The sequence below is a fragment of the Xanthomonas sp. NCPPB 1128 genome, from assembly GCF_001043115.1.
In the GTDB taxonomy this organism is placed as follows: domain Bacteria; phylum Pseudomonadota; class Gammaproteobacteria; order Xanthomonadales; family Xanthomonadaceae; genus Xanthomonas_A.
The window spans coordinates 74,082-96,168 of the sequence record NZ_LFME01000018.1; the positions used below are offsets into that span (position 1 = coordinate 74,082).

General features: G+C 69.1%; 19 protein-coding genes. 11 read left to right on the forward strand and 8 right to left on the reverse strand.

The annotated features are described in order from the left end of the window. Nucleotides 1–71: 71 nt before the first annotated feature. Nucleotides 72–1,010: a homocysteine S-methyltransferase gene (gene mmuM / locus ACP93_RS12490; RefSeq protein ID WP_048491008.1), complete on the forward strand. Its 939-nt coding sequence runs from the start codon at nucleotides 72–74 to the stop codon at nucleotides 1,008–1,010. A 323-nt stretch (nucleotides 1,011–1,333) separates the two neighbouring features. Here the strand turns inward: mmuM and ACP93_RS12495 are convergent, their stop codons facing one another. The 5 genes from ACP93_RS12495 to trxA all read right to left on the reverse strand — a co-directional run bounded on the left by ACP93_RS12495 (nucleotide 1,334) and on the right by trxA (nucleotide 6,612). Further along, nucleotides 1,334–3,208 carry a DUF885 domain-containing protein gene (locus tag ACP93_RS12495; RefSeq protein ID WP_048491009.1) on the reverse strand — a complete coding sequence of 625 codons (1,875 nt, stop codon included), beginning with the start codon at nucleotides 3,206–3,208 and terminating at the stop codon, nucleotides 1,334–1,336. A 199-nt stretch (nucleotides 3,209–3,407) separates the two neighbouring features. Then, a complete protein-coding gene (locus tag ACP93_RS12500) occupies nucleotides 3,408–4,190 on the reverse strand; it encodes a queuosine precursor transporter (RefSeq protein WP_204243685.1) in 783 nt (260 codons plus the stop codon). After that, nucleotides 4,187–4,864 carry a DUF502 domain-containing protein gene (locus ACP93_RS12505; RefSeq protein ID WP_048491010.1) on the reverse strand — a complete coding sequence of 226 codons (678 nt, stop codon included), beginning with the start codon at nucleotides 4,862–4,864 and terminating at the stop codon, nucleotides 4,187–4,189. The genes ACP93_RS12500 and ACP93_RS12505 overlap by 4 nt, the downstream gene beginning before the upstream one ends. 213 nt (nucleotides 4,865–5,077) lie before the next feature. Further along, a complete protein-coding gene (locus tag ACP93_RS12510; RefSeq protein ID WP_048491011.1) occupies nucleotides 5,078–5,527 on the reverse strand; it encodes a DUF4442 domain-containing protein in 450 nt (149 codons plus the stop codon). Between the two features lie 224 nt (nucleotides 5,528–5,751). Continuing rightward, the gene (gene trxA / locus ACP93_RS12515; RefSeq protein WP_048491012.1) at nucleotides 5,752–6,612 is read right to left on the reverse strand and encodes a thioredoxin; all 861 of its coding nucleotides are present in this window, start codon (nucleotides 6,610–6,612) and stop codon (nucleotides 5,752–5,754) included. A gap of 154 nt (nucleotides 6,613–6,766) precedes the next feature. On the opposite strand from trxA, the gene ACP93_RS12520 reads away from it, so the two are divergent. The 8 genes from ACP93_RS12520 to rlmH all read left to right on the forward strand — a co-directional run bounded on the left by ACP93_RS12520 (nucleotide 6,767) and on the right by rlmH (nucleotide 15,016). Beyond that, the gene (locus tag ACP93_RS12520; protein WP_048491013.1) at nucleotides 6,767–7,390 is read left to right on the forward strand and encodes a DUF998 domain-containing protein; all 624 of its coding nucleotides are present in this window, start codon (nucleotides 6,767–6,769) and stop codon (nucleotides 7,388–7,390) included. 222 nt (nucleotides 7,391–7,612) lie between these two features. After that, nucleotides 7,613–10,255, forward strand: coding sequence for a leucine--tRNA ligase (gene leuS / locus ACP93_RS12525; protein ID WP_048491014.1), 2,643 nt, complete (start codon nucleotides 7,613–7,615; stop codon nucleotides 10,253–10,255). 124 nt (nucleotides 10,256–10,379) lie between these two features. After that, nucleotides 10,380–10,994, forward strand: a complete 615-nt coding sequence (gene lptE / locus ACP93_RS12530) for an LPS-assembly lipoprotein LptE (protein ID WP_048491015.1) — start codon at nucleotides 10,380–10,382, stop codon at nucleotides 10,992–10,994. A gap of 101 nt (nucleotides 10,995–11,095) precedes the next feature. Beyond that, nucleotides 11,096–12,130, forward strand: a complete 1,035-nt coding sequence (gene holA / locus ACP93_RS12535; protein WP_048491016.1) for a DNA polymerase III subunit delta — start codon at nucleotides 11,096–11,098, stop codon at nucleotides 12,128–12,130. Further along, nucleotides 12,127–12,897 carry a nicotinate-nucleotide adenylyltransferase gene (gene nadD / locus ACP93_RS12540; RefSeq protein WP_228136027.1) on the forward strand — a complete coding sequence of 257 codons (771 nt, stop codon included), beginning with the start codon at nucleotides 12,127–12,129 and terminating at the stop codon, nucleotides 12,895–12,897. Before holA ends, nadD begins: the two co-directional genes overlap by 4 nt. A 56-nt stretch (nucleotides 12,898–12,953) precedes the next feature. Next, complete coding sequence (rsfS, locus tag ACP93_RS12545) at nucleotides 12,954–13,373, forward strand: ribosome silencing factor (protein WP_048491017.1); 420 nt, start codon at nucleotides 12,954–12,956, stop codon at nucleotides 13,371–13,373. Further along, the gene (locus ACP93_RS12550; protein ID WP_048491018.1) at nucleotides 13,366–14,523 is read left to right on the forward strand and encodes a J domain-containing protein; all 1,158 of its coding nucleotides are present in this window, start codon (nucleotides 13,366–13,368) and stop codon (nucleotides 14,521–14,523) included. The genes rsfS and ACP93_RS12550 overlap by 8 nt, the downstream gene beginning before the upstream one ends. A 22-nt stretch (nucleotides 14,524–14,545) precedes the next feature. After that, complete coding sequence (rlmH, locus tag ACP93_RS12555) at nucleotides 14,546–15,016, forward strand: 23S rRNA (pseudouridine(1915)-N(3))-methyltransferase RlmH (protein WP_048491019.1); 471 nt, start codon at nucleotides 14,546–14,548, stop codon at nucleotides 15,014–15,016. 128 nt (nucleotides 15,017–15,144) lie between these two features. Here the strand turns inward: rlmH and ACP93_RS12560 are convergent, their stop codons facing one another. The 3 genes from ACP93_RS12560 to ACP93_RS12570 form a co-directional block, all read right to left on the reverse strand. Beyond that, entirely contained in the window at nucleotides 15,145–17,910 is a 2,766-nt protein-coding gene (locus ACP93_RS12560) for a TonB-dependent receptor (protein WP_048491020.1), read from the reverse strand. A 163-nt stretch (nucleotides 17,911–18,073) separates the two neighbouring features. Next, entirely contained in the window at nucleotides 18,074–18,745 is a 672-nt protein-coding gene (locus ACP93_RS12565; RefSeq protein ID WP_048491021.1) for an energy transducer TonB, read from the reverse strand. Nucleotides 18,746–19,007: 262 nt separating this feature from the next. After that, complete coding sequence (locus ACP93_RS12570; protein ID WP_048491022.1) at nucleotides 19,008–19,748, reverse strand: SIMPL domain-containing protein; 741 nt, start codon at nucleotides 19,746–19,748, stop codon at nucleotides 19,008–19,010. A 133-nt stretch (nucleotides 19,749–19,881) separates the two neighbouring features. On the opposite strand from ACP93_RS12570, the gene ACP93_RS12575 reads away from it, so the two are divergent. Both ACP93_RS12575 and rng read left to right on the forward strand, forming a co-directional pair. Beyond that, nucleotides 19,882–20,448, forward strand: coding sequence for a Maf family nucleotide pyrophosphatase (locus ACP93_RS12575; protein WP_048491023.1), 567 nt, complete (start codon nucleotides 19,882–19,884; stop codon nucleotides 20,446–20,448). Further along, nucleotides 20,448–21,938 carry a ribonuclease G gene (gene rng / locus ACP93_RS12580; RefSeq protein ID WP_048491024.1) on the forward strand — a complete coding sequence of 497 codons (1,491 nt, stop codon included), beginning with the start codon at nucleotides 20,448–20,450 and terminating at the stop codon, nucleotides 21,936–21,938. The genes ACP93_RS12575 and rng overlap by 1 nt, the downstream gene beginning before the upstream one ends. Nucleotides 21,939–22,087: the final 149 nt, after the last annotated feature.

Sequence of the window (22,087 nt, forward strand, 5' to 3'; positions counted from 1 at the left end):
GCAGCGTCGCGACTGCACCGGTGCGTGTGCCGTCTGCGACACTGCGCGTTCCGTCGCTGCGAGGCCGCGACATGCCGCACAACCCGCTCGCCGCGCTGTTGGCCGAGGACCGGTGCCTGGTGCTCGACGGCGCGCTGGCCACCGAACTGGAAAGGCGCGGGTGCGATCTGCGCGATCCGTTGTGGTCGGCGAAGATCCTGCTGGAACAGCCGGACCTGATCCGCCAGGTGCACCAGGACTATTTCGCCGCCGGCGCGCAGTGCGCGATCAGCGCCAGCTACCAGGCCACGCCGCAGGGCTTCGCCGCGCGCGGGATCGACCTCGCACACGCGCAACGCTTGATCGCGCGCAGCGTCGAACTGGCGCAGCAGGCACGGCAGGCGCATCTCGCGCGGCATCCGCACGCGGGACCCTTGCTGGTCGCCGGCTCGGTCGGTCCGTATGGCGCCTACCTGGCCAACGGTGCTGAGTATCGTGGCGACTACGTGCTGGCACCGGCACAGATGCGCGATTTCCATCGTCCGCGCAACGCCGCCCTGGTCGAGGCCGGCGTGGAGTTGCTTGCCTGCGAAACGCAACCGTCGCTGGCGGAAATGGCAGCGTTGCTGGACGTGCTTGAGGCGTTCCCGCGGACCGTCGCCTGGTTCGCCTGCACGCTGCGCGATGCCACGCACCTCAGCGACGGCGCGCCGTTGCGTGAGGTGGTGGCGTTGCTCGACGGCCACCTGCAGGTGGTCGCGCTCGGCGTCAACTGCGTTACGCCGTCGCTCGCCACCGCGGCGTTGCGCCATCTGGCGACACTGACGCGGTTGCCATTGGTGGTGTATCCGAACGCTGGCGAGCGCTACGACGCCGAGCGCAAATGCTGGCAGGCCGACAGCGCCGATGCCGGCACCCTGGTCGAGCACCTCGCTGCCTTGCGCGCGGCCGGCGCCCGCCTGATCGGCGGTTGCTGTCGCACCACGCCGCAGGACATCGCGCAACTGGCGAGGCGTCTGGCATCGCTGTAGCGGTGAGGCCGGTTATCTCGTACTCGACCGCACGATGTCTTCGCTGGTGGTGTTCCAGCGGTCGGGGCTGGTCAGCCGCCTCCGGCTCTTGTGGGAGGGACTTCAGTCCCGACGCCTTTCACTGCAACGCGTCGGGACTGAAGTCCCTCCCACAGTGGTACACCGGCGCGAGCTGCCTCCGTGGTGTGGCTACAGTTTTTTCGTAGGAGCGGCTTCAGCCGCGATGGGGCGTCACTAGGAATGCCTATCGCGGCTGAAGCCGCTCCTACAAGAATCTCGCGACGTGCCAGCCGCATGCGTAGCGGTGCGACACCTCGCCCCGCTCACCCCTTCTTGCTCGCCACCCAGCGCTCGATCTTTTCCTGCAACACGTTCAGCGGCACCGAGCCGTCCTTCAGCACTTCGGCATGGAATTCGCGGATGTCGAACTTGTCGCCGAGTTGCGTGCGGGCGTAGTCGCGCAGCTGCATGATCTTCATCTCGCCGATCTTGTAGGACAGCGCCTGGCCAGGGATGGCCATGTAGCGCTCGGCCTCGGCTTCGGCGTCGGTGCGGCTGGTGGCCGAGTTCTGCAGCATGTAGTCGATCACCTGCTCGCGGGTCCAGCCCTTGCTGTGCACACCGGTGTCCACCACCAGGCGGATCGCGCGCCACAGCTCGTTCTGCAGGTAGCCGAAATAGTTGTACGGGTCCTGGTACAGGCCCAGGTCCTTGCCCAGCGATTCGGCGTACAGGCCCCAGCCTTCGATGAAGGCGGTCTCGCCGCCGAAGCGGCGGAACTTGGGCAGGTTGGTCAGCTCCTGCTGCAGGCCGAGCTGGAAGTGGTGGCCGGGAATGGCCTCGTGCAGGTACAGGTCTTCCGCATCCCAGGTCTTGCGGCTGGGCAGGTCGTAGGTATTGACGTAGAAGATGCCGGGGCGGCCGTCCTCGCTGGGACGCATGTACGAGCCGCTGGCGGCCGACTGCGCGCGGTACGGTTCCACCGGGCGGATCTCGAACGCGGCCTTGGGCTTGAGCGAGAACATGCGTGGCACCGCCGCGTCGACCCGGCCTTCCAGGCCGCGGTAGTAGGTCAGCAGCTCGTCCTCGCTCTTGAAGCTGAAGCGCTTGTCGGTCTGCATGAACTTGAAGAACTTCTGCATCGAGCCGCGGAAGCGCACCTGCTTCATCACCGCCTGGATCTGGCCCTGGATGCGCGCCACCTCGTCCAGGCCGATCTGGTGGATCTGGGCGGGGGTCAGGTCGGTGGTGGTGCTCTGGCGCACGTTCCAGGCGTACCAGGCGTCGCCGCCGGGCAGGGCGCCGACGCCGGCGGTGGTGCGCGTGGCCGGCAGATACTCGGTGGCGATGAAGCCGCGCAGGGAGCGGTAGGCGGGCATGATCCGGTACTCGATCATGCGCTTGTACTCGGCGGTGATGCGCTGCTTCTCGGCCTCCGGAATGTCCGCCGGCAGGTTGCGCACCGGACCCCAGAACAGGCTCTCCTCGGCGGTGGGCTTGATGATCGCATCCAGCTGCGGCAGCACCTTCTCCATCAGCGCGCGCGGCTGCACCACGCCGGCCTTCATGCCCTCACGCATGTTGGCGATGGCCTGGTCGAACAGCGCCGGGATGCCGAGCGCGCGTCGCGACCAGTTGTCGTAGTCCTTGACGGTGCGGAACGGCTGCGCACCGGTGCCCGAGCCGAGCATCACCATGATGCTGCCGACGTTGTAGAACTGGTTCACCGGCTGCATCCAGCTCGGGTACTTCTCCGCCTCCAGCGCGTTGCGCGCGTCGCCGACGAAGATCTCGTAGCTGAGCAGATCCTGCCCGGTCAGGCCGTCCTTGCCGATCGCCTCGGCCTTGCCCAGCCACTCCACGGTGAAGTCGTGCGACTGCTGGCGGAACGCGGCCGAAAGGAAGTTCGGCAACTGGTCGTTGTAGCGGCTGTCGCCCTGGAAGGTGGCCTGCAGCGGATTGAGCTTGAGCGAGGCTTCCCAGTAGTCGTCGTACAGCCGGTTCAGCTGTTGCGCCTTGGTCAGCACCACCGGGGCCGGCGCCGGCCGCGCCTTGCGCGCCTTGTTGGCCTTGGCGCGGGTCTGCGCGGTGGTCTGCTTGGTGGTCTTCTTCTTGGCCGCGTCCGCCGGCGCCGCCAGCGACAGGCTCAGGGCGGTGGCGATGGCCAGGGACAGCAGACGGGAAAAGCGGGGCGGCATTGCGGGCTCCAACGACAAGCGAGCGGGGAGCTTGCCCGATCCGCACCGCCGAGGCCACCCATGGTCGCTCCCCGCGGGCGGCTGCTGCCCTGCCGCCGGCAGGCGCCCGGCCGTGGTGGGCCAGGCGGCACCGACGTCTGCGGCGCTGCACGACGGCCGCGCGCAAGCGCGTGCGGCGCGCTCGCACGTGTGCCGGCGTTCAGTCGGCGGCGGCTTCCTCGCGCAGTTGTTCGGCGCGTTCGGGGGTCAGGTAATCGGTGATCAGCCGCCGCATCAGGTACAGCAACGGGATCAGCAGCACCGCCAGCAGCATCTTGCAGATGTAGTTCAGCGTGCTCACCGCCAGGAACAGCTGCATCGACCAGTGCTGCGGGCCGAGCACGAAGGCGATGTAGATCACCACGAAGCTGTCGATCAACTGCGAGACCGCGGTGGAGCCGGTGGCGCGCAGCCACACGTGCTTCTCGCCGGTCACGCTGCGGATGCGGTGGAACACCGCCACGTCGATCAGCTGGCCGGCCATGAACGCGACCAGCGAGCCGGCGATGGTCCACATGCCCTGGCCGAACACCGCGGCGAACGCGGCCTGGTAGTCGGGCACGCCCTGGTTCTGCGCCGCGGTGACCCAGAAGCCGGCCGGGGCCAGTGCGATCGCGGCGAACGCGAACAGGAAGCCGTAGCCGATCAGCGCCACCGCCAGCCAGGAGATGAAGCGCACGCCGCGGCGGCCAAAGAACTCGTTGATGGTGTCGGTGAGGATGAACACCAGCGGCCACAGCAGGGTGCCTGCGGTGAAGTTCATCGAACCGGTCTGCCCGAACAGGTTCCAGTTCAGCGGCGCGATGCCCAGGGTGTCTTCCAGGGCGAAGATCTTGACCCCGATGAACTCGGCCAGCGCGGCGTTGACGCAGAAGAACGCCGCCAGGGCGATGAACAGCCGGACCGCGCGATCGTCTAGCGTGCCGCGGCGCATCGGCGTCAGCGGTCCACGGTCCGGGTGAACGGCACGCTCTCCGGCGCCACCGCGCCGCCGGAGATGATGAAGCTCATGGCCTGGTCCACGCTCCAGTCGGTCGGCGTGAGCAGCTCCACCGGCACGATCTCCAGGTAGCCGGAGGTCGGGTTGGGCGTGGTCGGCACGTACACCGCGGCCAGCTCGCGGCCTGTGCCGTGTTCCTTGATCACCCGCGTCACCAGGCCCACCGACTTCATGTCGCGGTGCGGGAAGTCGATCAGCACCACGCGCTGTGTACTGCCGGGCTGGGTCTGCAGGATGTCCACCAGCTTGCGCACGCTGTCGTAGACCACGCTGGCCAGCGGGATGCGCCGCATCACCGCCTCGAACCAGCGCAGCAGACGCTGGCCGATCATGCGCCGGCTGAGGATGCCGACCAGCAGGATCACCGCCAGGGTGGCGATCAGGGCGATGGTGTTCTGCACCCATTGCGCGGTGGCCCAGCCCAGTTCGCGCGGGAACGAGGCGGCGATGCGCACCGACAGCGGCACCACCCAGGGACTGCTGATGCCCGAGAGCAGCACGAACACGAACTTGACCACGACCCAGGTCAGCCAGATCGGCAGCAGGGTCAGCAGGCCGGTGAAGAACAGCCGTTGCAGGGACGGGCGGGGAGCGGGAGCGGAGAGATCGGGCGACATCCGCCTAGTGTAGCGGCGCGTGATGGCCGTTGGTGCGGCGCCGCATGGTGTCGTGGCACGGCCGTGCAGCTGCGATTGGGTTGGAGCGTGCGTACGCTGCCCGAGCCGGCGCGCCGCGCATGCTGACGGCTTGCGCGCCTTCGTAGGCGGTGTGTATGTCCGCCTGTGCGGATGCAGGGCTGGCCTTGGCGAACCCGCTGGCCGCAAGGCGCGCTAGCGCGGCGGCTTGCGCTTGACGTACACCTGCTTGCGCGTCCGCGCCACCACCTCGCCCTGTGCGTCGACGACGTCGGTCTCGAACCAGCGCAGATGCTTGTCGCCACCGGCGGTGGCCGCGCGCAGGTCGTCCAGCAGCGCCTGGTCCAGATCGAACTGTGCGCTGACCGTGCCGCGGCCCGGGCGCACGAACTCGATGCTGCCGGCCTTGTCCCACACGTAGTAGTCGCGCCCCAGGTTGTGCATGGTCAGCAGCATCCAGAACGGGTCGATCATGGCGAACAGGCTGCCGCCGAAGTGGGTGCCGACATAGTTGCGGTTCCACGGGCGCATGCGCAGTTCGACCCGCGCGTGGCGGTAGTCGGGGCTCAGTTCGGTGACGTGGATGCCGGCGAACAGGAACGGCGGCCACAGGTTCAGGCCCAGGCGGAACAGCGATGGCTTCATTGCGCGGCAGTGGCGGGAGCAGGGAATCGGAGGTTACCAGACGCATGCGTATGGTGGCTCCGGCGGCGCGCACGTGCTGTCGGCGCTGGCGCGCCTGATCGGCGGCTGCAGCGGCCGCCGCCCGCCAGCGAGGGCGATGCTCCCGCGCCTCTTTACATGTCGGATCGAGGGCCAAGCCCGCGTTGGCGATGCAAGCGACCGCCAACGCCAGCGCCGCGGCTGCCTCAGAACAGCAGCGCGGACATCTTGCGGCGGTACTGTCCCACCAGATCCTCGTCCTCGATGACCCGGAACGCGTCGATCAGCGCCTTCTTCGGCAGGCCGTCCTCGAACGTGCGGTCCTGGCGCAGCATCTCCAGGAACTGCTCCAGCGCGGCCGCGTCGTCGCCGCCGACCAGGTGGCGCACGCCCAGCAGGTAGCGTGCCTTCAGATCGCTCGGATCCTGTGCCAGCGTGGCCTGCAGCGTTTCCAGCGGCGGCGCGGCCTGCAGCGCGCCGACGAAGCCCAGTCGCGCCCGTGCCCGCACCGCGCGCTCGTCGGTGGCCAGGTTGGCCGGCAGCGCGTCGATCAGCGTTTCGGCCTCGGCGGCGGCGCCGACCTTGACCAAGGCCAGGGCCAGATCCAGCTTCAGTTCGTCCTTGTCCGGCTCGGCCGCCACCGCCTCGCGCAGGCGCTGCACCTCGGCCTGCGGATCCAGCGGCGCCGCCGGCACCTCCTCGGCCGGTTCCTGCGCCGCCAGTGGCGTGATCCCATGCTGGGTCAGGAACTCGCGCAACTGGCCTTCGGGCAGCGCGCCGGGGAAGCCATCGACCAGCTGCCCGCCCTGGACCAGGAACACCGTCGGCACCGAGCGGATCTGGAACGCCGCGGCGATCTGCTGCTCCTGGTCCACGTCGACCTTGGCCAGCACGAAGCCGCCGTTGTACTCGGCCGCCAGCTTTTCCAGGATCGGGCTCAGGGTCTTGCAGGGGCCGCACCAGGGCGCCCAGAAGTCCACCAGCACCGGCGTCTGCAGCGAGCGCTGCAGCACATCGGCTTCGAAGGTCTCGGTCTTGGCGTCGAAAACGTGGGGCGTGTCGGACATGGGCAGTGTCATCGCAGGCGAGAGGACGCTCTGTATGGAGGCGCGGCGGCGCCGATGCAAGGGCGGGGGCGCCGTGCCACGGGTGCCGGCCGCGGCTGCAGCGGCGACAATGCCTGGTTTCAGGCGCCATGACGGCGCGAAAGGACGGTAGCGGATGGGCGAGGTGAGCGAACGGGTGGTGCGCTGGATCGGGCCGCTGCTGGCGGTGGCCGCGGTGGCCGCGATGCTGGGCTTCGGCGCGGTCCTGCCCGGCTATCTGCCGTGGTCGCATCCGCTGGCCCTGCTCGGTGCGCGCGGCATTCCGCATGCCTGGGCCTTCAATCTGCTGGCGTTCGTGCTGCCCGGCTGTCTGGCCATGGGGCTGGCGCTGCGGCTGCTGCGTCGCGCCGGCCGCCAGGCGCCCTGGTCGTTGCGCGTGGGTGGGCAGTTGCTGCTGTTGGCCGGCCTGGCCTTCGCCGGCATAGGCCTGCTGCCGCTGGACCCGACCGACCTAGACGCGCGCGCGACGCAGTTGCATGCCAGCGCCTGGTTGCTGTGGGTGGTGGCGCTGGTGGCGGCCGCGGCCCTGCTGGGGCTGGGCGCGCGCCGCGATCCCGCCGCGCGCGGCTGGGCCGCGCTGGCGCTGACGATCGCGCTGCTGGTGGCGCTGGGCGCGTTCGCGCTGGACCGGCTGCTGTCGCCAGCGCTGGCGCAGCGCCTGGTGTTCCTGCTGTGGTGGGGCTGGCTGGCGGTGCTGGCCTGCTGGCCGGGGCCGCAGGCGGGCCCGCACCGCGGCTGACCCTGCCGGGCTTGCGCAATCGGCCATTGCGGCGGGCTGCGGCAGGACCGATGCCGGGCGTGCGCGTGCGCGCCGCCAATCGTGCTGCGGCCGCGGTTCCGGCGCCTGCTGCTGGTCACCACGACGCCCCGCGCCGCTGCCGTCCGTCGCCGGGATTGGAGCGGCTTGCCGCGCTACGGTACCCTTGGCCGCTTTGTTGCCGCCTGGCCCTTGCCCGTTTCCATGTCCGCCGTCGAGCCCACCGCCTACGACCCGCAGCAGGTCGAATCGTCCGCCCAGCAGTTCTGGGACGCCACCCGCGCCTTCGAGGTCGACGAGACCTCCGACAAGCCCAAGTTCTACTGCCTGTCGATGCTGCCGTACCCGTCCGGGGCGCTGCACATGGGCCACGTGCGCAACTACACCATCGGCGACGTGATCAGCCGCTACCAGCGCATGATCGGCAAGAACGTGCTGCAGCCGATGGGCTGGGACGCGTTCGGCCTGCCGGCCGAGAACGCGGCGATCAAGAACAAGACCGCGCCGGCGAAGTGGACCTACGCCAACATCGAGCACATGCGCAGCCAGCTCAAGTCGCTGGGCTACGCCATCGACTGGTCGCGCGAGTTCGCCACCTGCCGGCCCGAGTACTACGTGCACGAGCAACGCATGTTCACCCGGCTGATGCGCAAGGGCCTGGCCTACCGCCGCAACGCGGTGGTGAACTGGGACCCGATCGACCAGACCGTGCTGGCCAACGAGCAGGTCATCGACGGCCGCGGCTGGCGCTCCGGCGCGCTGGTGGAGAAGCGCGAGATCCCGCAGTGGTTCCTGCGCATCACCGATTACGCGCAGGAGCTGCTGGACGGCCTGGACCAGCTGCCGGGCTGGCCGGAGTCGGTCAAGACCATGCAGCGCAACTGGATCGGCCGCTCCGAGGGCCTGGAGATCCAGTTCGACGTGCGCGACGCCGACGGCAGCGCGCTGGACCCGCTGCGCGTGTTCACCACGCGCCCGGACACGCTGATGGGCGTGACCTTCGTGTCCATCGCCAGCGAACATCCGCTGGCGCTGCATGCGGCCAAGTCCAATCCCCAGCTGGCCGCGCTGCTGGCCGAGTTGAAGCAGGGCGGCGTCTCCGAGGCCGAGCTGGAAACCCAGGAAAAGCGCGGCATGGCCACCGGCCTGACCGCGGTGCACCCGATCAGCGGCGAGCAGGTGCCGGTGTGGGTCGCCAACTTCGTGCTGATGGGCTACGGCACCGGCGCGGTGATGGCGGTGCCCGGCCACGACCAGCGCGATTTCGAATTCGCCAACAAGTACGCGCTGCCGATCCGTCAGGTGATCACGCTGAAGGCGCCGAAGAACGATGAGGAGCGCACCTGGGAGCCGAACGTCTGGCGCGACTGGTACACCGACAAGACCCGCGAGTTCGAACTGGTCAACTCGGCCGAGTTCGACGGCCTGGACTACCAAGGCGCGTTCGAGGCGCTGGCCGAGCGCTTCGAGCGCAAGGGCCAGGGCCAGCGTCGCATCAACTACCGCCTGCGCGACTGGGGCGTCAGCCGCCAGCGCTACTGGGGCTGCCCGATCCCGGTGATCTACTGCCAGAGCTGCGGCGCCGTTCCGGTGCCGGAAGACCAGTTGCCGGTGCTGCTGCCGGAGAACGTGGCCCTGAGCGGCACCGGCTCGCCGCTGAAGACCGATCCGGAATGGCGCAAGACCACCTGCCCGCAGTGCGGCGCGGCGGCCGAGCGCGAGACCGACACCTTCGACACCTTCATGGAGTCGAGCTGGTACTACGCGCGCTACACCTCGCCCGGCGCCAAGGACATGGTCGACAAGCGCGGCAACTACTGGCTGCCGGTGGACCAGTACATCGGCGGCATCGAGCACGCGATCCTGCACCTGATGTACTTCCGCTTCTTCCACAAGCTGCTGCGCGATGCGCGTCTGGTGGACAGCGACGAGCCGGCGACCAACCTGCTGACCCAGGGCATGGTGATCGCCGAGACCTTCTACCGGCAGAACCCGGACGGCTCCAAGGACTGGATCAATCCGGCCGACGTGGACGTGCAGCGCGACGACAAGGCGCGGGTGATCGGCGCGGTTCATCGCGGCGATGGCCAGCCGGTGCTGATCGGCGGCACCGAGAAGATGTCCAAGTCCAAGAACAACGGCGTCGATCCACAGGCCATGGTCGGCAAGTATGGCGCCGACACGGTGCGCTTGTTCTCGATGTTCGCCGCGCCGCCGGAACAGTCGCTGGAGTGGAACGAGGCCGGCGTGGACGGCATGGCGCGGTTCCTGCGCCGGCTGTGGGCGCAGGTGCACAAGCATGTCGCCGACGGTGCCGCCCCGGCGCTGGACCCGGCCGCGCTGGACGCCGAGCACAAGGCGCTGCGGCGCAAGACCCACGAGACCATCGGCAAGGTCGCCGACGACTACGGCCGCCGCCACAGCTTCAACACCGCTATCGCCGCGGTGATGGAGCTGACCAACGCGCTGGCCAAGTTCGACGACGCCAGCGCGCAGGGCCGCGCGGTGCGCCAGGAAGCGCTGGAGGCGGCGGTGCTGCTGCTCAACCCGATCACCCCGCATGCCAGCCACGCGCTGTGGCAGGCGCTGGGCCATGCGCCGACGTTGCTGGAGGACGTGCCGTTCCCGCAGCCGGACCCGGCCGCGCTGGTGCGCGATGCGGTCACCCTGGCGGTGCAGGTCAACGGCAAGCTGCGCGGCACCATCGAGGTCGGCGCCGACACCCCGCGCGAGCAGATCGAGGCGCTGGCCCAGGCCGAGCCGAATGCGGCCAAGTTCCTGGAAGGGCTGAGCATCCGCAAGATCATCATCGTCCCCGGCAAGATCGTGAACCTGGTGGCGGCGTGAGCCGGCGCGCCGCTGCGGCCGCAGCGCGGCCGCGCGGTGCGCCAGGTCTCAACCCGCGTTCACGCGACGTGCGGCAGGCTAGCGGCCTGTTGCCGCGCCCAGCCGGCTCCTCCAGACTGTGTCCATGACCCGACTCCTGCTCGCTCTCGTCTTCGCGGCGTCCCTGACCGCCTGCGGTTTCCACCTGCGCAACAAGCTGACCCTGCCGGCCGACACGCCGTCGGTGAAGGTGGTGTCCTCGGCGCCGTACAGCGAGCTGGCCAAGCTGCTCGAGCGCGGCCTGCGCGCGGCCGGTGCGGAAATCGCCCCCAAGGACGTCAACACCGGCGTGGCCCGCCTGGAAGTGCTGTCCGAGCGCTGGGGCGACCTGCCGATCGCACTCGACGCCGAAGGCCGTGCCCAGGAATACAGCCTGCGCTATGCGGCGATCTTCGTGTTCCGCCGCGCCGACGGCAGCGTGCTGGTGCCGCAGCAGGTGATCGAGCTGTCGCGCGACTACGTGTCGCCGCCGACCGACGCCACCGGTACCTCCACCGAGCGCGAGATCCTGGCCGACGAACTGCGCCGCGACATGTCGGCGTCGATGCTGCGCCGGATCGACAGCGTGGTGCGCGCGCAGGTGCGCGACGGCAAGAACGTCAATGCCGCACCGCCTTCCACCGACGGCACGCCGGTGGAAGGCAAGCCGGCCGACGGCACGCCGCCCGCAGGCGAGCCGGCGACCACGCCGCAGCCTTGAGCCTGGTACTGCAGCCTTTGCCGCCGCACGCGGCGGCCGCGCGGTTCGCCGCAGGCGCGCGGCGATCGCCGCATCCGTCTGCCGCAGCGTAGGCTGTCCTCATGGAACTGCGTCCCGAACAACTCGCCACCCAGCCGGCAGCGCAGCCGCTGCAGCCGGTCTACCTGATCGCCGGCCCGGAAACCTTGCGCGTGCTCGAGGCGGCCGATGCGGTGCGCGCCCGCGCGCGCGCCGCCGGCATCGGCGAGCGCGAGGTGTTCGATGCCGACGGCCGCGATTTCGACTGGGGCCAGCTGTACTCCAGTTTCAACGCGCCCAGCCTGTTCAGCGCGCAACGGCTGATCGGACTGCGCCTGCCCAGCGGCAAGCCCGGCAAGGAGGGCGGCGAGGTCATCACTGCGTTCTGCGCCGACCCGCCGCCGGACGTGGTGCTGCTGATCACCTGCAACGAATGGAGCAAGGCCCACCAGGGCAAGTGGGCCGACGCGGTCGCGCGCATCGGCACCATCGCCGTGGCCTGGGCGATCAAGCCGCACGAACTGGGCGACTGGATCGAGCGGCGCCTGCGCAGCAAGGGCCTGCGCGCCGACGCCGGCGCGGTGCAGCGCCTGGCCGAGCGGGTGGAAGGCAACCTGCTGGCGGCCGCGCAGGAGATCGACAAGCTGGCCCTGCTCGCCGACGGCCAGGGTCTGGACGTGGCGGCGATGGAATCGCTGGTCGCCGACGCCGCGCGCTACGACGTATTCCGCCTGGCCGAGGCCACGCTCGGCGGGCAGGCGCCGGCGGTGCGGCGCATGCTCGCCGGCCTGCGCGCCGAAGGCGAGGCGGTGGCCGCGCTGCTGCCGATCCTGATCAAGGAACTGCTGCGTACCGCCGCGCTGGCCAAGGTGCAGGCCGCCGGCGGCAACCTAGCGGCCGAGATGAAGGGGCAGGGCATCTGGGAATCGCGGCAGGCCCCGTTCAAGCGCGCCTTGCAGCGCCACGCCGAACCGCGCCGCTGGGAACGCTTTGCCGCCGAGGCCGGCCGCATCGACCGCATCGCCAAGGGCCGCGCCGACGGCGACGCCTGGATCGCCCTGGAGCGCCTGCTGCTGGCGATCGCCGAGGCGCGGGCGGTGCGGTTGTTGGTGGTATGAACGCGGGGATTGGGGAGTCGGGATTGGGGATTGGCAACAGCGGCGATCCCGCGCAGGCGGCTGATTCATCCCGAATCCCGAATCCCGAATCCCGGCCTCTCGCCCTCGTCTACGGCGGCACCTTCGATCCCATCCACAACGGTCACCTGGCGATCGCGCGGGCGGCGTGGGAGGCGTTCGGGGTGCCGGTGCGGCTGATGCCGGCGGCCGATCCGCCGCATCGGCCGGCGCCGGGTGCCGATGCGCAGCAGCGCTGCGCGATGCTGGCGCTGGCCATCGCCGACACGCCCGGGCTGGTGCTGGACCTGCACGAAGTGCGGCGCGCGCAGGCCCGGCCGGGTGTGGCGTCGTACAGCATCGACACGGTGCGCGAGCTGCGCGGCGAGCTCGGCGCCGACGCGCCGCTGGCGCTGCTGATCGGCAGCGACAGCTTCGTCGGCTTCAACGGCTGGCGCGAGTGGCGGGCGCTGCTCGAGGCGGCGCACCTGATCGTCGCCGACCGCGCCGGCAGCGGCTGGGAGCGGGCGGTGCCGGCGGAGCTGGCGCAGGCGGTGGCCGGGCGCTGGGCTGACACGCCGCAGGCGCTGACCCGTGCGCCGGGCGGCCGGCTATGGTGCCTGCGGCAGCCGCTGCGCAGCGAATCGGCCAGCCTGGTGCGCGCGCGCATCGCCGCCGGCGAGGACTGGGCGGCCTTGCTGCCGGCGCCGGTGGCCGCCTACATCCGCGATCATGGCCTGTATGCGTCCAGCGCCGGCGCCGCTGGCTGAATACGCGCTTTGCCGGGGTCGCCTATAATTCGCCCCATTCCATCGAGTTCGCCGCTTTGTCCAGTCAAGCCCACGTCATCAAGACCCAAGTCCCCAATCCGCCGCCGCCGCTGCCGGTCCTGCTCGCCCACGTCCGCGAGGCAGTCGAGGAACTCAAGGCCAAGGACGTGGCGGAAATCGACGTGCGCGGCAAGTCCAGCGTCACCGACTACCTGGTCATCGTCTCCGGTACCTCCACCCGTCACGTCAAGTCGATCGCCGACGAAGTGATCAAGTACGCCAAGCGCCTGGACGTGATGCCGCTGGGCGTGGAAGGCGAGCGCGAGGCCGAGTGGGTGCTGGTCGACCTCGGCGACGTGGTGGTGCACGTGATGCTGCCGCGGGTGCGCGAGTTCTATGCGCTGGAGCGGCTGTGGACGGTCGGCGACCAGCCGCCGAGCGACGACGACGGCGACGACACGGCACGCGATGCCTAAGCGGCGCGATCCCGCGCGCAGCGTCGGCAGCGAGGCGTTGCCGGTCGGCCTGCGTGCCGGTGAGACCGTGTCGACGCCCGCGACACCGGCGCGCAATCGTTTCGACTCCCTGGTCAAGCGCCTGGAACGCGCCCGTGCCCAGTTGCATGCGTGGCAGGAAGCGCTGCCGCGCTGGGAGCAGCGTTTCCACGAACAGATCGATCCCTTGCTGCAGGAGCGCGACGCGGCGCAGGTACAGTTCCTGCGGGAGCTGGACACGGCGCACGCCACCTGCAAGCTGAGCAAGCGCGATCGCTCCGATCTGTCCGAGATCATTTGCGAGTTGGCTGCCGTGTTGATTCAGGACGGCGACAACGACGGGCTGAAGGAAATCTACGACCGCCATAGCCCGCTCGGCTTCGATCAGGGCCTGGCCGAATCCGAGGCATTGCTGACGTCGGTGATCGGCGAGGAATTCGGCCTGACCGAAGAAGAGCTGGCGCATATCCAGTCCCCCGAAGCGCTGTATGCGCAGGTCCAGGAGCGGCTGCACGCGCAGCAGGCGCATGCAGCCGGGCGCGCCCAGCAGCGCGACAAGCGTCGCCGTGCCGGTGCCGGCAAGACCGCGCAGGTCGCCGCCGATCCGCAACAGGCGCGTCGTGCGCTGTACCGCAACCTGGTCGCTGCACTGCATCCGGACCGTGAACCCGATCCGCAGCAGCGCGAGCGCAAGACCGCCTTGATGCAGCGCCTCAATCAGGCGTATCAGAACGACGATCTGCTGGCACTGCTGGAGCTGCAACTGGAGATCGGCCAGTTGGACCAGGCCGGCATCGCGGGCATGGCGGAGGAGCGCATCCGCGATTACAACAGCCTGTTCGCTGCGCAGTTGCAGCAGGTCGAGCAGAGCTTGGCTGTACTGGTCGATGATTTCACTGCGCGTTACGGCTTTTACGACGGTCGCGCCCCGCAGCCGCAGCGTCTGGATACGCTGCTGGCGCAGATCAAGCGGCAGGTGCAGGAGGAGATCCGCTCCTGTGCCGACGATCGCGCCGCCGTACGGAGTGGCGATACGCTCAAGCAATGGCTGAGGCGCGAGCGTGCGCGGCTGGCCGAACAGGAACTGGACGACCAGTTGTACGACGCCATGTTGCTGGACGAGCGCTGGTGATGCGTCCTGCGTGCGCGCAGCGATGAAAGCGCGCCTCATCGCCACCGGCGAGCGCGCCCCGACCTGGGTGGCGCAGGGTTTCGCCGAGTACCGCAAGCGGCTCTCGCACTGGCTGCCGCTGGACCTGGTCGAGATCGAGCCCGGCCTGCGCGGCAAGGGCCGCGATGCGCAACGCGCGATCGAGGACGAGGGCCGCCGCGTGCTCACCGCGCTGCCGAAGAACGCGCTGGTGGTGGCGCTCGACGTGCCCGGCAAGCAGCACAGCTCCGAGCAACTGGCGCAGCGCATGGAACACTGGCGTGGTCAGGGGCGCGACCTGGCCTTCCTGATCGGCGGGCCCGAGGGTCATTCGCCGGAGGTGCTGGCGGTCGCCAGCGAATCCTGGTCGCTGGGGCCGCTGACCCTGCCGCATATGCTGGTGCGATTGGTGGTGGCCGAGCAGTTGTATCGCGCCGCGGCGATGCTGGCCAATCATCCCTATCATCGCGCGTGATCGCGGATCGCGGATCGCGGATCGCGGCGGCAATGCGGCCTGAATGTCGATGCTTGTGAGCCGATCCCCACAGCAAAAAGCCCGGGCTCTCGCCCGGGCTTTCCGTCACTGCATTGCGGCATTGGCCATCAGTTGAACGTGTACTTCGCGCCCACCGTGAAATAGCGGCCGATCGCACCGCTGACGTGCAGCGGGTTGTAGTTGACCGCGCCGTAGGTGGTCGGATCCAGCGGCGCGATCCGGTCGAACACGTTCTCCACCGACGCGCTCAGTTCGAACGCCTCGGTGATGTTCCAGCGGCCTGACAGATCGAAGGTCGTGAACGAGGCGATCTTCTTCACCGGCGTGCCGTCGGCGTAGAACGCCTGGTATTCGCCGCCGCGGCTGTCCTTGTTCTCGATGCTCGAGATGTAGTTGACCACGCCGCTCACGCTCCAGGCGTCCTGCTTCCAGGTGGTGCCGACGTTGATGCGGTCCTGCGGCGTGCCGATGCAGTTGGTCACGTCGCAGTTGCCGTGCGTGCCCACGTAGTCGACGGTGCTGCCGCCTTCGGTGCGCTCGAACTTGAGCAGGTGGCTCCACTGCGCGTCCAGCTCCAACTGGCCCGGACCGATCGCGAAGGTCTGGCGGATGTCGGTGTCGATGCCGCGCACGCGCGAGGAGTTCGCGTTCACGTAGCCGGTGTTGACCGCCAGGATGGTGCCGCTGTTGGCGACGCCGCCGATGTTGTTGCTGTCGCGCAGCACGTTGCCGGCAAGAATCGCATCGCGCGTGCTGCTCGGGGCGATCTCGTTGCTGCGCTTGATCTCCCAGCCATCCACGGTCAGCGACGTGGTCGAGGTCGGCTGCAGCACGAAGCCCACCGAGTAGCTCTTGGATTCCTCGGGCTTCAGCGCCGGGTTGGGGCGGGTGATGATCGCCACCGAACGCGTCCCGCACTCGCTGGCACTGATCGCGCAGCGCACCGGATCGGCCGCATTGGAGAACGCGGCCAGGCCGCCGTTGCCGTTTTCGGCCGGGTTCGGCGCACGGAAGCCTTCGGCGTAGCTGGCGCGCAGCGCGATCCACTCGGCCGGCGTCCACTTCACCCCCAGCTTCGGCGTGGCCTTGCCGTCGCCGCCGTCGTACTTGTCGTAGCGCAGCGCCGCCGACAGTTCCAGTTGCTCCAGCACCGGCGCCGACAGCTCGACGTAGCCGGCATACACGTTCTGGGTACCGTCGTAGGCCGAATAGCCCAGACCGATGATGTCGCCGATGTCGGTGTAGGTCTGCGGGGTCAGGCTGTTGCTGGTCTTGCGCCATTCCGCGCCCAGCGCCAGGCCCAGCGGGCCGCCCTTGAGGTCGGCCAGGCTGCGCGAGACGGTGAAGTCGAACATGTCCAGCTCGGACTTGGCGCGCGCGCTGATGGTCGGCGAGATGTAGTCGTACAACGCCTGCGAATTGAGGTTGGCGTTGTCGCCAATGCGCCAGGTGCCGGCCGGGCAGGCCGGGTTGCCCAGCACGCACTGTACCGCGCTGTAGCGCAGGAAGCCGGTACGCTTGCTGCTCAGGTCGGTGCCGGAGTGCAGGTAGCCGGTGTCGTAGCTCCAGTCGCCCCAGTTGCCCTTCACGCCGACCAGGAAGCGGTTGAACTCGTTGGTGTTGTCGGTGACGCGCGGGCCCACGTCCCAGGCGCTGTAGCGCACACGCGCCGCGTAGGGCAGCGGGTTGTCCGGATGACCGGCATACAGCACGGTGGCGCCGGCGCCGCTGTTGGCGTTGACCGGGCCGCCCGGGTAGCCCCAGCCGCCAGAGACGTTGGACGGGGTATTGGAAAAGACCGTGTTCTTCTTCGAGTAGCCGATCTCGGTGTAGATCTCGCCGCCCTCGCCGAAGGCAAAGCTGGCGCGGCCGAACACGTTGACGTACTTCTCTTCGGGCGACAGGTCGCGAAACTGCTGCACCGGATCCCACAGGCAGCCCTGCGCCTGCGAGGTGGCTTCGCTCTGACCCGGGATGGTGGTCAGGCCGGCGCAGCCGGGGAGCGCGACCAACTGACCGCTGGTGTCGAACACCGAACCGTTCGGCCCGTTCAGGCTGCCGATGTTGGTGCCGCCGCTGCGGTAGGCGCCGCCGAGAAACTGCGCGTCCTGCGCCGCGTAGCCCCAGCGGCGGATGTCGCCGGTACCGATCCACTTGCGATCCTTGCGGTCGCCGATCTTGATCGCGTCGGTCTTGCCCACGTCGAGGCTGAAGAACGCGTTCCAGCCGTCGCTGGAGAGGTCGCCGGTACCGGCAGTGAGGGTCGCCTTGCGCGCATCGCCATCGCCGTCGCCGGAGATGCCATAGGAGCCGCGCAGGATCGCGCCCTGGAAATCGCTGCGCAGGATGATGTTGACTACGCCGGCGATGGCGTCGGAGCCGTAGATCGCCGAGGCGCCGTCCTTCAGCACTTCGACCCGCTCGACCGCGTCCAGCGGAATGGTGCTCAGGTCGGTGAAGACCTTCTGGCCGTCGTCGGCCAGGCCATAGGTGGCCATGCGTCGGCCGTTCAGCAGCACCAGGGTGGAACCGGCGCCCAGGCCGCGCAGCGAGATCCCGGAGCCACCGCCGGCGAAACCTTGGCCGAAGCTCTTCGGCACCGCGCCGGCGCCATTGGCGGTCAGGGTCTGCAGGTATTCGCCCAGCGAGGTCTTGCCGCTGCGGTCGATTTCCTGGCGGCTCACCACCTGCACCGGCGCCGGGGCGTCGGTGTTGGTGCGCGGGATGTTCGAGCCGGTGACGGTGATGCGGTCGAGGTTGGTGGCCGCTTCCTGAGCCAGCGCGGCGGGTCCTGCGAGGGCGGCGACAACGCCGGCGACGGAGGCGCACAAGAGGGTACGGCGGGTTGCACGCCGTTGGGTCGAGATGTTCACAGTTTCTCTCCTAACTGGAAACGCAGGTTGTGACTTTCTGAACGAAAGTGCCGACGTTTTGACGGTCGGCTGGTTTCCATCTAGGTGTATCTATCGTGAACAAATGGTGAATTTTTGCCGAATGCGCACGGCCGGGGCGGCCCGGCCGTGCGCATCGATGCGCTCAGCGATCGAGCGAAAAATCGATCGGCACCAGCCCGTACGCCTGCACCGGCGTGCCGTTCTGCAGCGCCGGCTTGAATGCCCAGCGCTTGAGCACCTGGTCGCGTGCGGCCTGGTCCAGCACCCGGTGGCCGCTGCTCTTCTCGACGCTGACCTGCAGCGGCTGCCCGTCGGTGCCGACCAGCACCCGCAGCAGCACGCTGCCCTGCAGGCGATCGCGCAGCGCGTCGCGTGGATCCGGCGGTGCCGGCGCACGCAGGTACTGCAACTGCATGCCTTCCACCGGTGCGCTCACGCTGGCCGGCGGCAGGCTCGGCGCGGCGATGCTGGGCGTGGGGTCGACACTGGGCGCGCTGTCCAGGACCACCGGGCTGCTGTCGACCACTGACGCCGGCGTCGGGGTCGGCACCGGCACGACGGTGGGCGTGCGCGGCTGTGTCGGCAGTTGTTTTTCGACGGTGGGGATGGTCGGCGGCGTCGGCGTGACCGGAATCACCAGGGGTTGCTGCCAGGGCGGCTGCACCTGCGCAGGCTCCGGTGGCGCGGTCACGTGCGAGAGCGGAAGCAGCAGCAACAGGGCGGCCAGCAGGTGCAGGGCGATCGCAGTGCTGTAGGCCAGGACCCGGGACAGGTCGATGCGGAAGGACGGGGCGGGGAGTTGCGTGCGAACCATGGATCCACCTCTGCGATAGGAGTGTCGTGGACTGCGGTACCGGAAAACGCACGGGAGCGACGGATGGGGTCATCGCGCCCGTCCGCGTTTCGACAGTGCGCCGACCGCGGGCGCTTTGGCAAGAGGGGCGCAGACCAAGGCCGACAGTGAGGGGGAACTGCTGCCGAATCCGGAAACGACGACGGCGCCCGCAGGCGCCGTCGCAAGGTGCGGCCCGGCCCCTGTCGGAGGGGCCGGCGCCGCAGCGGTATTGCCGGGCGCGCTACTTGCCCAGTTCGAACACCACGTCCAGGTTGACCGAGACGCTGCTCTCGCCCGGCGCCACCGGGGTGCTGTCCATCTCCGCCTTCATCGCCATCGCACGCATCATCGGCATCGGCGGACGCACGCCGCCGCTGCTGCCTTCGGAGATGCTGACGATGCGCCGCACGTGCAGGCCCAGCGCCTTGGCGTAGGTCTGCGCGCGCGCCTGCGCCTTCTTCAAGGCATCGACCCGGGCCTGGTCGTACAGCGGTTCCGGATCGTCGATCTCGAAGGTGGGGCCGTTGATCTGGTTGGCGCCCTGCGCGGCCAGTGCGTCGAGCACCTTGCCGAGCTTGGCGATGTCGCGCACCTTGAGGTTCACCGAGTTGTTGGCCTGGTAGCCGGTGATCTGCGGGGCCTGGTTCTCGACATACTTGTATTGCGGGTTGAGGCTGACGCCGCTGGTCTGTACGTCCTTGTCGGCGATGCCGGCGGCGCCGATCGCGGCCAGCACCTTGGTCATCTGCTCGGCGTTCTGGCGCATCGCCGCGGCGCTGTCGGTGGCCTGGGTGACCACGCCGGCGGAGATGGCGGCCACGTCGGGCGCGCGCTTGGCCTCGGCCTGCGCGGCGATGTTGAGCAGGGTGCCGTCGGCGGGCACGGCGTAGCCGGGCGCGGCGGATTGGGCGTGGGCGGTCATCGTGCCTCCTAGGGCGAGGGACAGGGCCAGCAGCAGCGGGCGGACGGACAATGCGCGCATCGATGTTCTCCTTGTGAAGATTGGGCGAGGGTGTTGCCGCGACGATGAACGCGTCGTGATCTTCGCCGGGGTCGAGGCGATCGTCCCGCACTTGGCGATCGTTCAGTCAGTCCGCTCGGGTTATCCTTCGGCCATGCTGTATCTCGCGTCCCGTTCCCCTCGCAGAAACGAACTGCTGACCCGCCTCGGCGTGCCGTTCCGGATCCTCGATCTCGAGGTGCCGGAAGTGCGCGCGGCCGACGAGTCGGCACAGGCCTACGTGCGCCGCGTGGCGCTGGACAAGGCCCGCGCCGGGTTGGCGCAACTGGCCGATGCCGCCGACGCGGTGGTGCTCGGTGCCGACACCGAAGTGGTGCTGGACGAGCGCGTGTTCGGCAAGCCGGCCGACGCCGAGGATGCCGCGGCGATGCTGGCGGCCCTGTCCGGACGCACCCACCAGGCGATGACCGCGGTGGCGCTGGTCGCCACCGGCCGCGAGGATGTGGTGCTGGTGCCGACGTCGGTGACCTTCGCCGATGTGTCCGCGCGCGATATCGCCGACTACGTGGCCAGCGGCGAGCCGATGGGGCGGGCCGGTGCGTATGCGATCCAGGGCGGCGCCGAGCGTTTCGTCAGCCGTCTCGACGGCAGCTATTCCGGGGTGATGGGCCTGCCCCTGCACCAGACCCACCACCTGCTGCGCACCTTCGGAGTGCTGTGATGTCGCAAGAGATCCTGGTCAACGTCACACCACGCGAGACCCGGGTGGCCGTCATCGAGAACGGCATGCTGCAGGAGCTGCACATCGAGCGCGGCTGGCGCCGCGGCGTGGTCGGCAATATCTACAAGGGCCGGGTGCAGCGGGTGATGCCGGGCATGCAGGCGGCCTTCGTCGAGGTCGGGCTGGAGCGCGCCGCGTTCCTGCACGCCAACGACGTGGTGCGGCCGGCGCCGGTGGGCAACGGCGACACCGAGGAAGCGACGCCGCTGCCGGTCTCGGCCGCGGTGCCGATCGTGGAGTTGCTGCGCGACGGCCAGGACATCGTGGTGCAGGTGGTCAAGGACCCGATCGGCAGCAAGGGCGCGCGGTTGACCACGCAGATCAGCATTCCCTCGCGCTACCTGGTGCTGCTGCAGCAGTCGCGGGTGATCGGGGTGTCGGCGCGGATCGAGGACGAGGCCGAACGGCAGCGCCTGAAGACCCTGGTCGCCGACCTGGCCGCCAGCCACGGCGGTTTCGGCTACATCATCCGCACCAATGCCGAGGGCCAGCCGGCCGAGGCCCTGGCCGAGGACATCGCCTACCTGTCGCGGGTCTGGAACGTGGTGGAGCGGCGTGGCCGCGACGGCGCTCCGGCCAGCATCATCTACGAGGACCTGAGCCTGCCGCTGCGCGCGGTGCGCGACCTGATCCGCAAGGACGTGGAGAAGGTCAAGGTCGATTCGCACGAGACCTTCGAACGGCTGCAGGCCTTCGTCGCCAAGTACATGCCGGTGCTGGCCGAGCGCCTGGAGCTGTACACCGGCGACCGCCCGATCTTCGACCTGTACGGGGTCGAGGACGAGATCGCCCGCGCGCTGGACAAGCAGGTGCCACTCAAGTCCGGCGGCTACCTGGTCATCGACCAGACCGAGGCGATGACCACCATCGACGTCAACACCGGCTCGTTCCTGGGCCAGCGCAACCTCGAGGAGACGGTGTTCCGCACCAACCTGGAGGCGGCGCAGGCGGTGGCGCGGCAGCTGCGGCTGCGCAACCTCGGCGGCATCATCATCATCGACTTCATCGACATGGACGACGCCGAGCATCGCCGCCAGGTGCTGCGCACGCTGGAGAAGGCGCTCTCGCGCGACCACGCCAAGACCACGGTGTACGAGTTCTCGCCGCTGGGCCTGGTGGAGATGACCCGCAAGCGCACCGTGGAGAGCCTGGAACGGCAACTGTCCGAACCGTGCCCGGAATGCAGCGGACGCGGCTCGATCAAGACCGCCGAGACCGTGACCTACGAGATCTTCCGCGAGATCACCCGCGCGGTGCGGCAGTTCGACGCCGCGCGGCTGCTGGTGATCGCCTCGACCAAGGTGGTTGCGCGCATCACCGACGAGGAATCGGCGGCGGTGGCCGAACTGGAGGAATTCCTCGGCAAGACCATCCGTTTCCAGGCCGACGAACAATACCTGCAGGAGCAGTTCGACGTGGTGTTGTTGTGAGGCTGGGATTGGGGATTGGGGATTGGGGATTGTTGGAAAAGCGCGCTGTCGGCGCTGACCCGTCCTGGGATTTCCTGGCTGCATTTCACGTGGTAGCAGGTGGTTCGCGATCTGCTGTTGCGAATCCCCAATCCCCAATCCCCAATCCC

Excerpts from the sequence above, each read along its gene's own strand:
- mmuM (WP_048491008.1), top strand. The coding sequence starts at position 72 with ATGCCGCACAACCCGCTCGCCGCGCTGTTGGCCGAGGACCGGTGCCTG.
- ACP93_RS12495 (WP_048491009.1), bottom strand. The coding sequence starts at position 3,208 with ATGCCGCCCCGCTTTTCCCGTCTGCTGTCCCTGGCCATCGCCACCGCC.
- ACP93_RS12505 (WP_048491010.1), bottom strand. The coding sequence starts at position 4,864 with ATGTCGCCCGATCTCTCCGCTCCCGCTCCCCGCCCGTCCCTGCAACGG.
- ACP93_RS12510 (WP_048491011.1), bottom strand. The coding sequence starts at position 5,527 with ATGAAGCCATCGCTGTTCCGCCTGGGCCTGAACCTGTGGCCGCCGTTC.
- trxA (WP_048491012.1), bottom strand. The coding sequence starts at position 6,612 with ATGTCCGACACGCCCCACGTTTTCGACGCCAAGACCGAGACCTTCGAA.
- ACP93_RS12520 (WP_048491013.1), top strand. The coding sequence starts at position 6,767 with ATGGGCGAGGTGAGCGAACGGGTGGTGCGCTGGATCGGGCCGCTGCTG.
- leuS (WP_048491014.1), top strand. The coding sequence starts at position 7,613 with ATGTCCGCCGTCGAGCCCACCGCCTACGACCCGCAGCAGGTCGAATCG.
- lptE (WP_048491015.1), top strand. The coding sequence starts at position 10,380 with ATGACCCGACTCCTGCTCGCTCTCGTCTTCGCGGCGTCCCTGACCGCC.
- holA (WP_048491016.1), top strand. The coding sequence starts at position 11,096 with ATGGAACTGCGTCCCGAACAACTCGCCACCCAGCCGGCAGCGCAGCCG.
- nadD (WP_228136027.1), top strand. The coding sequence starts at position 12,127 with ATGAACGCGGGGATTGGGGAGTCGGGATTGGGGATTGGCAACAGCGGC.
- ACP93_RS12550 (WP_048491018.1), top strand. The coding sequence starts at position 13,366 with ATGCCTAAGCGGCGCGATCCCGCGCGCAGCGTCGGCAGCGAGGCGTTG.
- rlmH (WP_048491019.1), top strand. The coding sequence starts at position 14,546 with ATGAAAGCGCGCCTCATCGCCACCGGCGAGCGCGCCCCGACCTGGGTG.
- ACP93_RS12565 (WP_048491021.1), bottom strand. The coding sequence starts at position 18,745 with ATGGTTCGCACGCAACTCCCCGCCCCGTCCTTCCGCATCGACCTGTCC.
- ACP93_RS12570 (WP_048491022.1), bottom strand. The coding sequence starts at position 19,748 with ATGCGCGCATTGTCCGTCCGCCCGCTGCTGCTGGCCCTGTCCCTCGCC.
- ACP93_RS12575 (WP_048491023.1), top strand. The coding sequence starts at position 19,882 with ATGCTGTATCTCGCGTCCCGTTCCCCTCGCAGAAACGAACTGCTGACC.
- rng (WP_048491024.1), top strand. The coding sequence starts at position 20,448 with ATGTCGCAAGAGATCCTGGTCAACGTCACACCACGCGAGACCCGGGTG.